This window comes from Priestia sp. ST2 (assembly GCF_055810735.1).
In genome coordinates this window covers 1-12,617 of the sequence record NZ_JBVVNT010000004.1, presented here as the reverse complement: position 1 = coordinate 12,617, position 12,617 = coordinate 1, and the positions used below count along the sequence as shown (strand labels likewise).

13 protein-coding genes and 2 pseudogenes are annotated in these 12,617 nt (G+C 35.2%); 11 read left to right on the top strand and 4 right to left on the bottom strand.

What is annotated here, in order from left to right; translation table 11 throughout:
* Window positions 1-95: 95 nt before the first annotated feature.
* Together AC0KUU_RS17235 and AC0KUU_RS17230 are read right to left on the bottom strand one after the other, a co-directional pair.
* Window positions 96-197, bottom strand: a pseudogene (locus tag AC0KUU_RS17235) (IS6 family transposase); the annotation flags it as partial.
* Window positions 198-318: 121 nt separating this feature from the next.
* Window positions 319-732, bottom strand: a complete 414-nt coding sequence (locus AC0KUU_RS17230) for an Lrp/AsnC family transcriptional regulator (protein WP_322552163.1) — start codon at window positions 730-732, stop codon at window positions 319-321.
* A 117-nt stretch (window positions 733-849) separates the two neighbouring features.
* On the opposite strand from AC0KUU_RS17230, the gene AC0KUU_RS17225 reads away from it, so the two are divergent.
* The 3 genes from AC0KUU_RS17225 to AC0KUU_RS17215 all read left to right on the top strand — a co-directional run bounded on the left by AC0KUU_RS17225 (window position 850) and on the right by AC0KUU_RS17215 (window position 3,779).
* The gene (locus tag AC0KUU_RS17225; protein ID WP_322552162.1) at window positions 850-1,614 is read left to right on the top strand and encodes an MBL fold metallo-hydrolase; all 765 of its coding nucleotides are present in this window, start codon (window positions 850-852) and stop codon (window positions 1,612-1,614) included.
* A gap of 217 nt (window positions 1,615-1,831) precedes the next feature.
* Complete coding sequence (locus tag AC0KUU_RS17220; RefSeq protein WP_322552161.1) at window positions 1,832-3,139, top strand: MFS transporter; 1,308 nt, start codon at window positions 1,832-1,834, stop codon at window positions 3,137-3,139.
* A 97-nt stretch (window positions 3,140-3,236) separates the two neighbouring features.
* On the top strand, window positions 3,237-3,779 hold the full coding sequence (locus AC0KUU_RS17215) for a cysteine hydrolase family protein (protein WP_322552160.1): 543 nt from the start codon (window positions 3,237-3,239) through the stop codon (window positions 3,777-3,779).
* A 356-nt stretch (window positions 3,780-4,135) separates the two neighbouring features.
* Here AC0KUU_RS17215 and AC0KUU_RS17210 read toward each other — a convergent pair whose 3' ends face one another.
* A complete protein-coding gene (locus tag AC0KUU_RS17210; RefSeq protein ID WP_322552473.1) occupies window positions 4,136-4,477 on the bottom strand; it encodes a winged helix-turn-helix transcriptional regulator in 342 nt (113 codons plus the stop codon).
* A gap of 496 nt (window positions 4,478-4,973) precedes the next feature.
* On the opposite strand from AC0KUU_RS17210, the gene AC0KUU_RS17205 reads away from it, so the two are divergent.
* The 8 genes and pseudogenes from AC0KUU_RS17205 to AC0KUU_RS17170 all read left to right on the top strand — a co-directional run bounded on the left by AC0KUU_RS17205 (window position 4,974) and on the right by AC0KUU_RS17170 (window position 11,623).
* Entirely contained in the window at window positions 4,974-5,849 is an 876-nt protein-coding gene (locus tag AC0KUU_RS17205) for an SIR2 family NAD-dependent protein deacylase (RefSeq protein WP_322552159.1), read from the top strand.
* Window positions 5,850-5,926: 77 nt separating this feature from the next.
* Window positions 5,927-6,772: an SIR2 family NAD-dependent protein deacylase gene (locus AC0KUU_RS17200; protein ID WP_322552158.1), complete on the top strand. Its 846-nt coding sequence runs from the start codon at window positions 5,927-5,929 to the stop codon at window positions 6,770-6,772.
* Between the two features lie 31 nt (window positions 6,773-6,803).
* The gene (locus AC0KUU_RS17195; protein ID WP_322552157.1) at window positions 6,804-7,385 is read left to right on the top strand and encodes an HD domain-containing protein; all 582 of its coding nucleotides are present in this window, start codon (window positions 6,804-6,806) and stop codon (window positions 7,383-7,385) included.
* 60 nt (window positions 7,386-7,445) lie between these two features.
* On the top strand, window positions 7,446-8,909 hold the full coding sequence (locus AC0KUU_RS17190) for a nicotinate phosphoribosyltransferase (RefSeq protein WP_322552156.1): 1,464 nt from the start codon (window positions 7,446-7,448) through the stop codon (window positions 8,907-8,909).
* An 89-nt stretch (window positions 8,910-8,998) separates the two neighbouring features.
* On the top strand, window positions 8,999-9,541 hold the full coding sequence (locus AC0KUU_RS17185; protein ID WP_322552155.1) for a cysteine hydrolase family protein: 543 nt from the start codon (window positions 8,999-9,001) through the stop codon (window positions 9,539-9,541).
* Between the two features lie 30 nt (window positions 9,542-9,571).
* Window positions 9,572-9,790 (top strand): DUF896 domain-containing protein, encoded by a 219-nt coding sequence (locus AC0KUU_RS17180; RefSeq protein WP_322552154.1) that lies wholly within the window; start codon window positions 9,572-9,574, stop codon window positions 9,788-9,790.
* Between the two features lie 72 nt (window positions 9,791-9,862).
* Window positions 9,863-10,285, top strand: a pseudogene (locus AC0KUU_RS17175) (MBL fold metallo-hydrolase); the annotation flags it as partial.
* Between the two features lie 1,086 nt (window positions 10,286-11,371).
* The gene (locus tag AC0KUU_RS17170; protein WP_322552153.1) at window positions 11,372-11,623 is read left to right on the top strand and encodes a hypothetical protein; all 252 of its coding nucleotides are present in this window, start codon (window positions 11,372-11,374) and stop codon (window positions 11,621-11,623) included.
* A 181-nt stretch (window positions 11,624-11,804) separates the two neighbouring features.
* Here the strand turns inward: AC0KUU_RS17170 and AC0KUU_RS17165 are convergent, their stop codons facing one another.
* Complete coding sequence (locus AC0KUU_RS17165) at window positions 11,805-12,062, bottom strand: hypothetical protein (protein WP_322552152.1); 258 nt, start codon at window positions 12,060-12,062, stop codon at window positions 11,805-11,807.
* Window positions 12,063-12,617 lie beyond the last annotated feature (555 nt).

Genomic DNA, 12,617 nt, shown 5'->3' with positions numbered 1-12,617 from the left:
TCACTTTTACCGGTAGTTGAACCCTCAGAATTAAACTTTGAAGGCTTATTCTATGCTGGAATCAATTGGTATGATTGAGTAATGAACACAAACAAAATAGAATAGGCCATATTTTTATCAACACTTATAACACGAGTCTTATAAATATAACAAGCAGCCAAGGCTTCCTTGAAAAAGCGCCTAGCTGCTTGTTTGTCTATTTATTTAGTTAGTTAGATGAAAAACAACGATATCCCTTTTGAATTGCCTGCAAAATACAAATACCCTCATTGAATCGTTGGTTTTCTTAAGACGGTAGCAACCATCTTCTTTTGTTTATTAAAGCTTATTAATTACAATAGATAACTTATAATTTACATGCTTGTTCAGCTCTACTAAGAATTGATCCAATACTTTATTCGATGGAAATTTACATTCAAGTAAGTAGCAACTATCTCCACTAATTTTATAGTTATTTAATACATAATTCTCCTGGGTTTCGATAAAGGAGAGATAGGGCTGATGATGGGTGCTTTTTGTATAGATATTAATCCAGGCATGTATTAAACACCCTAATTTAGGTTGGTCAACCTCAATTGTATAACGTTCAATTATTCCATTATCCTCAAGTTTAGATACTCTAGCTGCAGCTGCTTGTCCAGTTAAATGGACTTTCTCACCCAATTCTTTCATTGTTATTCGACTATTTTTAGACAGCTCACGCAAGATACCCATGTCCGTATGATCTAACATTTCTTCAAATCCTTTCAAAAATCAAGTTAAACGGGTAAAAGACTTGATTTTATCTATGTAATCATGCACTGGACATAGTATAAGCTATATGTAGATCAAAGAAAAGGAGCAATAAAGATGAATATTAAACAAATCCGAAATGCCACAATCGTAGTCGAATATGCTGGCAAAAAGTTCTTAATAGATCCTATGTTGGAAGAGAAAGGTGCGTACCCACCTTTCCCTGGTTCAATCAAACAAGATCAATATAACCCTATAGTGAGTTTACCAACCTCTGTTGACGAGATTATTGGTGGAGTTGATGCAGTCATTGTGACTCACTTACATTTAGACCATTTTGACGAAGCAGCGCAAAGACTATTGCCAAAAGATATTAAAATGTTCGTTCAAAATGAAGAAGAAGCAATAGAATTGAGAAACGTTGGTTTCAAAAATGTAGAAGTACTACAACAAAACACTATTTTTGAGGGTATCCAATTAGTTAAAACAAAAGGTGAGCATGGAAGAGGAGAAGAACTATTAAAGCTTATGGGTGAAGTATGTGGTGTAGTCTTCAAAAATCCAAGTGAAAAAACATTATACGTAGCTGGTGATACAGTCTGGTATGAAGGTGTACAGGAAGAATTAGATACCCATCAACCAGATATTATTGTCGTCAATGGCGGAGATAACCAATTTATAGAATATGGTTCTCTCATTATGGGAAAAGAAGACATCTATGAAGTCCACAAGGCGGCTCCTAATGCTAAGATTATTTCTGTTCATATGGAAGCAGTTAACCATTGGGCACTATCTAGAGAAGAATTAAAAAACTTTAGCAAAGAAAAAGGATTTTCAAGTCATATCTTAGTACCAGAAGATGGTGAATCCTACACATTTTAATATGAATATCTACAAATATTGTGGTGTTCATATTTTAAAATAAGAAATAGAAGAAGCTCGTAATTATGAACAAGTTAATTATGAGCTTCTTCTAATAGCGAATATAGCTAAATGTATCGAAAATCCTAAATATATAGAATAACATAAATGAAATATTCCAAGGATGACAAAATCACACATGAAAAGCTACAAAATATTTTATTAGGAGGTAGAGTTCATGACAATGGCAGCAAAAGATACAAATACCTCAACACAGCAGCCTATATGGTTGCAAGAATATATTGATTCACCAGAAAGACAAGCAAAACTTTATAAAAAAACATTAAGAATTTTGATGTTTTCACAAATCTTTGGGGGAGCAGGACTTGGAGCCGGTGTAACAGTAGGAGCACTTCTTGCACAAGACATGCTAGGGACGGAAAATGCTGCAGGGATTCCAACGGCTTTATTTACTTTAGGTTCTGCAGGAGCTGCGCTACTTATAGGCCGATCTTCACAACGTTTTGGACGTAGAGCAGGACTTGCAGGAGGGTTCCTTGCAGGAGGGATAGGCGCTATCGGTGTTATCATTGCAGCTTTAACCAACAACATTGCACTTTTATTCCTTTCCCTTCTTATTTATGGAGCTGGTACGGCGTCTAATCTACAAGCGCGATATGCAGGGACGGATCTTGCAACAGATAAACAAAGGGCAACTGCCGCAAGTATGGCCATGGTTTCCACTACCTTGGGTGCTGTAGTTGCTCCTAACTTGGTCAATACAATGGGAGAATTTGCGAATTCAATCAGTGTTCCAACTTTGGCTGGCCCTTTCATCTTGTCAGGAGCTGCCTTCATAATTGCCGGATTATTGATCTTATTTTTTCTTCGTCCAGATCCTTTGGTTGTGTCTACAGCTATTGCGAGTGCTCAGAAAAATGTGGATACAGAAACAAAGACAAATTTAATGGGTGCTAATATTAACAAAAAAGGTGTTGTGGTAGGAGCTGTAATTATGATTTTGACTCAATTTGTCATGGCAGCTATTATGACCATGACGCCTATTCATATGGGACATCATGGTCATGGTTTGGGGGAAGTAGGATTAGTTATAGGTTTTCATATAGCAGCTATGTATCTTCCTTCGCCATTGACAGGTATACTCGTGGATAAGCTTGGCCGTACTACTATGGCTGTTGCTTCTGGTGTTACACTCCTAGCCTCTGGATTGGTGGCAGCCTTTGCACCAGTAGGTTCAATGCCACTACTTATCCTGGCGTTAGTGCTACTAGGTTTGGGCTGGAACTTTGGTTTAATAAGTGGAACGGCTCTCATTATAGATTCAACACACCCATCTGTGCGTGCAAAAACACAAGGATCAGTCGATGTCTTATTTGCACTGTCAGGAGCAGCTGGTGGAGGATTATCAGGAATGGTAGTCGCTCATTCTAGTTATGCAGCGTTATCACTTTCTGGAGCCATTCTGTCACTAGTGCTTATTCCTGTAGTTGTTTGGTCACGGAAAAGTCCAAGCAAAGAGCTATGATAGAAAAGTTTTTATTAATAGTATTTCATGAGTCCATCGAAAATTTAATTACAGTGATATATCCTTATACTATATAAAATTTTAAGAGGTGAAGAAAATGACAACAGCTTTATTAGTGATTGATATTCAAAATGATTACTTTCCAAATGGGAAGATGGCTTTAACAAACCCTGAGCAAGCAGCACAAAATGCGGCTAAACTACTTTTACACTTCAGAGAAACAGGCGCACCAGTCTTTCATGTACAGCATATCACAGAAGGTAACATGGCTCATTTTTTCCATCCAAATACAGAAGGTGTCGAAATTCATGAGTCAGTACGTCCATTAGAGGAAGAGACAATCATTGTAAAACATATGCCGAATAGCTTTTTTAATACAGATTTACATGAAAAGCTACAAGAACAAGAGGTTAAAGAATTAATCGTTTGTGGTATGATGTCCCATATGTGTATTGATGCAACAGTTCGTTCTGCAGTTGAACATGGTTATGTATGTCAAGTCGTAGAAGATGCTTGTGCAACAACAACATTACAAATCGAAGATGAAATCGTTCCTGCTGAGCATGTCCATTACGCATTTATGGCCGCATTAAATGGCGTCTATGCAACTGTAAAAACAACAGAGGCCTTTTTGAAATAATTTTCTTTGCGAACATAACGTCTTTCCTTTTACAAGAAAGATGTTTCATCAACTTAAAAAAGGGTGTTCAGAAAAATAACTTCTGGACACCCTTTATCCATTATGCTTTATTTTTTTCGATATGAGTATTCCCTGATAAAAGATCAAGATGGTCTATTTTTGGTCCATAATAAGAGTGAGTACAGGAATTGTTTTTGCCATAAACGGAGGCTTACAAACAGCATCTTAGCATTCTAAAACACTTGGCTAGAAAAAGCCAAAGTAATCAACTTCTTCTTCCACTAAACTGCCCGTTACTTTATACAAAATTTCAAAATCCCATCAAAAGTTTAACCTATTGATGACATACCTCTCTTTTATCTTTCTTTACAATGCTCCCCCCATTGGCACATTTCTTGAATTATAGGCCAAAGACTTTTCCCTTTTTCGGTAAGGCTATATTCGACCTTTGGAGGAATTTGTGGATATTCCTTACGATGAACTAAACCATCATTCTGCATTTCTTTTAATGTAGAACTGAGTGTTTTATAGGTTATCTTCCCTAACATGCGCTGCAGTTCATTATAGCGTACTGTACCGTTTTTTGATAAATGGTAAATAATTAGCAGTTTCCATTTTCCGCTGATAATAGAGAGTGTATAGCCAAAAAAAGGTTCTTGGCTATCAGAAAATTTCTCATTGCTATCAGCAACATTAATCTTGGATTTTGTCATAATTACACTATCCTCCTAGATAGTATACATCATAAAAGTGCATACTTGTTTATAAATATATATCGACTATATAATACATTTGAATCCAAGTAAAGAGGATTTGAATTTGGGGTGAAAATTATGCACCTCTGGATTCAAATATTTGTTTTTGAGTGGTTGATATATCAGTAATTGATTGCAGATATTCAGCAAAAAATAAGGCGGCCCATTCAAGAGTAAAGGGAGAAATAGTGGGGGGATATTGTTGTACCAACGATAGCATGCAGTAACATTAATTTTAAATTTTTCACGACTCACACTATCCATTTGGATAGTATATGTCAAGAAAGTGCATACTTGTTTATCTGTTTATATCGACTATATAATATATTTAAAGTTAATTAATTAAAAATATATTACACCTCTCGATTCTACTATTTGTTTTTGAGGAGGGTTATATAAATCAATGAATGAAGAAAATCATTAGGAGGACACATAAAATATGGTACTACAACAACATCAAGACAACATAGACACATTACTAAAAAAAATCGAAGAAGCTGAGGCGATTGTAGTTGGTGGCGCTGCTGGGATGTCTGAGGCTATCGGACACAGTTTTTATCATACTGATGAAAATTTTCTGAAGCATTTTGGAAAATTTGCAGATAAATATGGTATTAAAAACCTTTTTGAGGGCTTTTATTACCGTTTTTCTACAAGAGAAGAACGGTGGGCTTATCTTGCAACTGAAATCAAATTTATATATGATGCCGAAGCAGGTCGTCCATATCTTGATTTATTGAAACTACTTCAAGACAAAAACTATTTCATTGTTACAACGAATCAAGATGCACAGTTTTCGAAAACTTTTCCTGAAGAGAAAGTTTCCCCAATTCAAGGGGATTTGCGTTATTTTCAATGTAGCTCCCGTTGCCATGACCAGGTTTATTTTAATAAAGAGCAAATTGAGAACATGTATGCAAACATAGATGGAACCAGAATTCCAACAGAGTTAATTCCATTATGTCCAAAGTGCGGGCAGGAAATGGAACCATGGGTGCGCTCTTATGTATTTCTGGAAGGTACCTCTTACAGAAATGAATTAATAAAATACAATGAGTTTCTTATAAAAAACAAAGATAAAAAGGTTCTCTTTCTGGAATTAGGTGTTGGCACAATGACACCGATGTTCATCAAAGAACCCTTCTGGAACATGACTTACAGTTGGCCGGATGCATACTACATTACCATCAATCCAAAGGATGCATTATTGCCAAGGGAACTGAAGGATAAGGGACTTGCCATTCATGAAGATATTGCCAAGGTATTACAAGATGCTTTAAACAAGAAAGAAAAAAGGGATGCGGATATTGAGTAAGTACTGAGCGATCCGTCTTTGCATATCTAAGGAATATACTAATTTATAATCAAAATTTTATAAAAATGGAGGCTCATATGGAAGAGAAGTATCAAGAAGTTTTAAGCAAAATTAAGGAGGCTGACAGGATTGTAATCGGCGCAAGTAACGGCCTCGCCATTTCGGAAGGATATAATATTTTTGCCGAGGATTCGTCCTTTCTAGAACATTTTGGTGATTTCCGTAAAAAGTATGGTTTTCGTAGTATCCTACAAGGATCTTTTTATCCATATCCTTCCGAGGAAGAAAAGTGGGCATTTTTCAGCCGTATGTACGCCTACTTTTTAAACAACAAGGAAGCTAGTCCTGTGATGAAGAACCTTTATGAACTGGTGAAGGATAAAAATTATTTTGTGGTTACTTCTAATACAGATTCGCATTTTACACTGGCAGGATTTCAAAAGGAGCGCCTTTTCGAAATAGAGGGCAATAGTCGGTATTTGCAATGTTCTAATGGTTGCCATAATCGAATTTATCAAGGTGACGAAATATTGAGTAAAATGGCCCAACACCAAGAGAATGGAAAAGTTCCTCTGAATCTTATTCCTAAGTGTCCAGAGTGCGGCGGCCCAATGCAAGTCCATGTCGAAGTCGATCGGAACTTTCTAAGAGGCCAGTCTTGGCAAACAAGCTACCAGGCTTATCAGGATTTTATCGATAATGCTCATGGTAGAAAATTAGTCCTGCTGGAATTAGGCGTAGGTGCAAGAAACCAATTGATTAAAGCCCCATTTATGAATTTAACTAGCTTAGAGGAAAATGCAACCTATATTACTTTTAATAGAGGATCCGAGCTTTTTATTCCAGATGTAATTGCTTCTAAATCCATTGGGATCGACGGTAATATTGCGGAAGTGTTACAGCATTTGGTGCAGATGAAATAAGCTGTTTATTAGAAAACAGAGGAGGGAATGAATGATGTTTCTAGCGAATGTTCTGAATGCTCCTGTCTGTCAACCAATCAAAAAGCCTTATGAACGATGGTATACATTCATGGAAGAAACGATAGAGTTTTGGCTTCCGGATAGTGTATGGCATACTAAAACCCATTGCGCTCGCGTGCTGTTACTGGCACTTCTCATCGCACATCAAAAAGGTCTGAGTGAGGAGGAAAAGGACGCACTAGGGATGGCAGCTGTTTTCCATGATTCCCGACGCCTTGATGATGGGATTGATAAAGGACATGGTAGTCGTGCGGCAGAGTATTACAAAGATTATTGCCGTGAGCACGATTTGCCATATGATGAACAAACCTATTACATCACCTATTACCATGACCAGGATGATTCGCTTGGTTTGTCAGAGATTAAAAAGTCGTCTAGTTTAAGTGAACAGGCTGTGCTGCTGTATCAGATTTTCAAGGATGCTGACGCACTGGATCGATTCCGCCTAGGCCCCGATGCTTTGGATGTAAATTTTCTTCGGACCGAAGAAGCACATCAACTTGTTAACTTTGCTAAAGATCTCTTACGTAAAAGTAGTGAAACTACTGCATAAAAAAATTTATTTATCGTGAGCAAGTCCGACCGTATTTTGTTAATTTAGGAGGAAATTATTATGAACAAGTATATGGATGATAGCTTTGCCCTTCACACGGACTTGTACCAAATCAATATGGCAGAAGCCTATTGGGAAGATAACATTCATACCAAAAAAGCTGTATTCGAATTGTATTTTCGAAAATTACCATTTGGAAATGGGTATGCGATTTTTGCTGGACTAGAACGAGTCATTGAATATCTTCAGTCGTTTCATTTTTCTGAAAGTGATTTGGATTATTTAAAAGACCTTGGCTATCAAGAAGACTATATCAATTTTTTGCAAACTGTACGTTTTACAGGAACAGTTTGTGCCATGAAAGAAGGGGAAGTTGTATTTGGTAACGAACCCATTCTTCGTATCGAAGCGCCGTTAATCGAAGCGCAACTCATCGAGACGGCATTGTTGAATATTGTAAACTATCAGACACTCATCGCAACCAAAGCTTCTCGAATCAAACAAGTCGCAGGTGATCAACCCGTCTCAGAGTTTGGGTCAAGACGCGCACATGAATTCGATGCTGCATTATGGGGTACAAGAGCTGCTTATATTGGAGGATTCTCTAGCACAAGTAATGTTCGAGCAGGAAAACGATTCGGACTTCCTGTCTCCGGAACACATGCCCATTCCTTTGTTCAAGCTTATGGTGATGAACACACTGCTTTCCATAAATATGCAAAACGAAACAAAAATTGTGTCTTCTTAGTGGATACCTATGACACGCTAAAATCAGGTGTTCCTACGGCAATCAAAGTAGCCAATGAACTGGGGAACACCATGAATTTTGCAGGCATTCGGTTAGATAGTGGGGATTTGGCTTACCTTTCGAAAGAAGCAAGAAAGTTATTAGATCAAGCAGGATTTGTCGATACAAAAATATATGCTTCGAACGATCTCGACGAATATACCATTATGAACTTAAATGCGCAAGGAGCCAAAATTGATGTATATGGAATCGGTACTAAAGCCATAACCGCCTTTGATCAACCGGCATTAGGTGCCGTGTACAAATTGGTCTCCATTGAAGATGATAACGGTAAGATGACTGATACGATCAAAATTTCTGCAAGCCCTGAAAAAGTAACAACACCAGGATTAAAAAGGGTATACCGTATTATCAATAATCTGACGAATAAATCAGAAGGAGATTATATCGCCTTAGCCAACGAACAACCAGAAAAAGAAGCCAAACTTCACATGTTTCATCCTGTACACACGTATATTGGAAAATTCGTCACTAATTTTACGGTCAAGGACTTACACGAAGTTATTTTCGACCATGGCACACTTGTTTACGAATGCCCACAGGTCCAAGAGATTCAATCCTTTGCACGGCAACAACTAGACCTTTTATGGGATGAGTATAAACGTACTTTAAATCCAGCTGAATATCCTGTGAATTTAAGTCAGGTTTGCTGTAACAACAAAATGAAAAATATAGAAAAAGTAAAAAAACACAATCGAAAAACTGTACCCTTATAAGAGAAAAAACACATTTATTATTTAGATAAAGTAGATTTAATGGCTTTGATGGTAGTTTTAAAATAATTAATTTTGGGAGTCGACTTAAAATGGCAAAAGAAGCTTTATTAATTGTTGATATGAGTAATGATTTTGTAGCTGATCATGGAACATTAACGGTTCGTAAGCCAGCACAAGACATAGTGCCTTATATTAAGGATTTGGCAACAAGTTTTTTAGCAGAGGGAAATGTAGTTGTCGTATCAATGGATGCACACCAACAAAATGACTCACATTTTGAATTATGGCCACCACATAATATTGTAGGTACAGAAGGGCAACAATTGTACGGAGATTTGCATGACTGGTTTCAAGATAATAAGAATCATGCAAATGTATTTTATACACCTAAAACGAACTATAATGCATTTTTTAAAACGGATTTGGCTGAAACTTTAAGAAGTTTAGGAGTAGAAAAGGTCCATACTGTTGGGGTAACGACGGATATTTGTGACTTTTTAACAGTTGCAGGAGCAGACGCAGAAGGATTCAAAACAGCCATTCATAAACGAGGGGTAGCAACATTTACTGACCTGGGAGAAACAATGGTAAACCATATGAAACGTTGCTTCCATACTCAAATTATTGAATAAATTTAAAATCAATTAGGACGGTGAAAAAACGTGTTGGACTTGTTACAACGAATTAATGTATTAGCGAAAAAGCAGCGTGAAGAAGGGTTAACATATGCAGAAAAAGTCGAGCAACAAGCGCTTCGTGAAGATTATTTACGTGCCATACGAGGACAAGTTCTCCAAACTTTTTCAGGAATGAAGATAGTGGATTCGCATTTAAATGATGTAACACCTGAAAAGGTTCGTAAATTAAAAACAAAAGATTAACAGTAGTATAGAAAAAAGTGAGAAATCAAGGTGAAAGACTATTTAGTAAAAGTCATGCAAGAAGGAATATATACAAACTTTAATGGTGTTAAACTTACTGAGGTTGTTGGTCGACACGGATATGGAGAAACGGCAAAGCGCATGGGAAATGTTATGGGGGGTGTCTTCCAACACCCGGATGAAAAAACTTTGTATTTAGCTGGTGATACAGTCTGGTATGAAAAAGCACAGGAGACCATCGATACCTATAAACCAGAAGTTATTATTCTAAACGGTGGCCAAAACCAATTTCTTGAAGGTGGCCCCCTTATTATGGGGAAAGAAGACATATATGAAGTATACAAGGCTGCTCCTGAAGCTAACGTCATTGATAGTCATATGGAATCAGTTAACCATTGGAGATTGTCCAGAGAAGAATTAAAGAACTTTATCAACAAAAAAGGAATCAAGTCTAATGTATTAGTGCCAGATGATGGAGAATTCTACTCATTTTAAGGTAAAAATAGAAAAAACGTGTAGTGAATTTTAATTTGTATGACAAGAGACCCTTGTAGGGTCTCTTTTATTATTCTTAATAAAACTTCCTTCTTAACAATGGTGTATTGTCCCTGATCAAAGCCTGCTGTTACAAAGTCCATTGTGAAACAGACCGCAGACAAATGTGGAGATCATATTGTAATCTGAAATGCTACGTTTAAAGATTATATTGGTTAAGGAGAAAGATGACCTAATTATATAAAGTGTAAAAAGAAAACTTATAGAGAATCTATACCTTAATATAAATGATAAAACAACAATATAATAAAATAAATACTTAATTTCATTTATATAGAAAAGTAATGGTTAACGTATTTTATTAAAAATAGTTATATCATTTACCTATCTTGTAGAAAAATACTATATTTGTCGTCACTTAGAGTAAATGGTATAACTTTAATTTTTATAAGTTAGTTCTACCTTTTACTCTTTTATATAAAGTACATTAACTTTGTATGAATAAAAAAATATACATTATTAAATATATATTGATATTTAATAAATATAGATTTTATTTTTAGTTATCATTAATGTAATAATTACTCAAAAGGGAAGTGGAGAATAGCTTAATATACTATAAGAAGTGAAACTTTGTATTTGTCGTTACTTGGTGTAAATAGTAAAATATTAATAATATATGAAATAAATTAGTATTTACTCAACTAACAACATCACTTAAATAAAGTTATTTTCTAATAAAAGAGTCAATCAAACTGTTTATTTTTAAAGATATATGTATATGAATCTACAAATCTGGCCAGACTAATAACGTATTCCCCCTATTCCAATAAATTTGAAAAACCTTTGCTTATATAAGCAAAGGTTTCTTTTTTTATTAAGCACAATTTATTTTTGCCTAATGTACCTTATAGATAGTGAAATTAAATATTAATAGCCACACCTAGAACTAGAGATGGCGCCAATTTCTAAAAATATTCAAATGTTTATTTGATTATTTTTAGAAATTAGACCTAAATTCATATGGGACAAACATATGCTGGGTAACAGAGGATAGTATACGGTTGATGCAAAAGGGGGAAATACATGACATATCTTAAAGTATTGAAAGTATTTTATGTGCTTTTGGCTGTAGTGGGAGCCATTCTAGCTATCGTTTCTTACCTTCAGCATTCACTTTATTTGAAGTCATTTGGCCTTGTTTTGTTAGGGTCATCGCTCGTTTTTAATAGTTACACTACCCATTTAGAGTGGAAAGGAAGGGGACCCTTTTTTTACATGGCCATAGGTCTAATAGTGATTGCCATAGCTGTAGGTGGTTTTACTAATGCATGGTAACTATATTTGTTAATGAAGAAAAATCTATATAGTTAATATTATAGATTGGACATTTTAGCTTCTAGCATCTAAGAACAACCAAACTATCCTCATTTCTAATAAAGTTGTCTTTCTAGGATCAATTTTAGTTACCATAATACAGCTTCTTTGATATTCTTTATATTTCTAAGTCACATACTAATTATGAGAAAAGATTTTCAACAAAGATAATCCATCCAGTAAGTACAATTAATACGGCACTAAGTATAATGGTTAAAACACTTCTCACAGCTGATTTCAAATTATGTACTCCAAAGAAACCTATAATACCAACTAAAAATACAACAATTGCTACATAAAAATTTAATCTTAATAATGATGGATGAGCAAAAGTTATGAAAGTTAGACAGACACATAGCAATGTGAAAACGAATGACCAAAGGTTTATCGCTTTTGTCATCTAAATTTATCTCCTTTATCTATAAAATCTACCGTATTATCTCATATTTATAATCTGCAAATCTAGTTACCATAATGTTTTTTATCCCAACTCCCATGCTAAAAAGCCTTATTTCTACTATGATAAGGGCTTTTTATTTGTAAACTTATAACGTTTTGAACAGGGAAGCAATTACATCATTTTGAACGAAACTATACTAAACTATAACTAGTTACAATTAAGATCAAAGACATTTTGAATAGAGGAAAAAAATTTTACTAACTTTTTAAAAATAGGACTATGTGAAAGACCCTTTTTTTATTATAATCTATTTGTATGATGTTACTATGCAATCTTCTCAATTGATCGATGCAATAAAAAACATTTTTAACCTTTGTTTTTATAGTTACATCCGAGCTAAATGAAATACAAACTGAAGGAGAGTAAACAACCCTTGGTATTTTCAATTATTTATGAATTTTTATCTTCTCTACTAATCAAACCTGAATCAAAAATTAAAAAACGCGTTAGTTAGACTAGCAATTCATATAGAAAAGATAAAGCCCATCAACTTAT

What these genes read in the sequence shown, in the direction of transcription:
- AC0KUU_RS17230 (WP_322552163.1), bottom strand. Translation starts at nt 732, where the DNA reads ATGTTAGATCATACGGACATGGGTATCTTGCGTGAGCTGTCTAAAAAT.
- AC0KUU_RS17225 (WP_322552162.1), top strand. Translation starts at nt 850, where the DNA reads ATGAATATTAAACAAATCCGAAATGCCACAATCGTAGTCGAATATGCT.
- AC0KUU_RS17220 (WP_322552161.1), top strand. Translation starts at nt 1,832, where the DNA reads ATGACAATGGCAGCAAAAGATACAAATACCTCAACACAGCAGCCTATA.
- AC0KUU_RS17215 (WP_322552160.1), top strand. Translation starts at nt 3,237, where the DNA reads ATGACAACAGCTTTATTAGTGATTGATATTCAAAATGATTACTTTCCA.
- AC0KUU_RS17205 (WP_322552159.1), top strand. Translation starts at nt 4,974, where the DNA reads ATGGTACTACAACAACATCAAGACAACATAGACACATTACTAAAAAAA.
- AC0KUU_RS17200 (WP_322552158.1), top strand. Translation starts at nt 5,927, where the DNA reads ATGGAAGAGAAGTATCAAGAAGTTTTAAGCAAAATTAAGGAGGCTGAC.
- AC0KUU_RS17195 (WP_322552157.1), top strand. Translation starts at nt 6,804, where the DNA reads ATGATGTTTCTAGCGAATGTTCTGAATGCTCCTGTCTGTCAACCAATC.
- AC0KUU_RS17190 (WP_322552156.1), top strand. Translation starts at nt 7,446, where the DNA reads ATGAACAAGTATATGGATGATAGCTTTGCCCTTCACACGGACTTGTAC.
- AC0KUU_RS17185 (WP_322552155.1), top strand. Translation starts at nt 8,999, where the DNA reads ATGGCAAAAGAAGCTTTATTAATTGTTGATATGAGTAATGATTTTGTA.
- AC0KUU_RS17170 (WP_322552153.1), top strand. Translation starts at nt 11,372, where the DNA reads ATGACATATCTTAAAGTATTGAAAGTATTTTATGTGCTTTTGGCTGTA.
- AC0KUU_RS17165 (WP_322552152.1), bottom strand. Translation starts at nt 12,062, where the DNA reads ATGACAAAAGCGATAAACCTTTGGTCATTCGTTTTCACATTGCTATGT.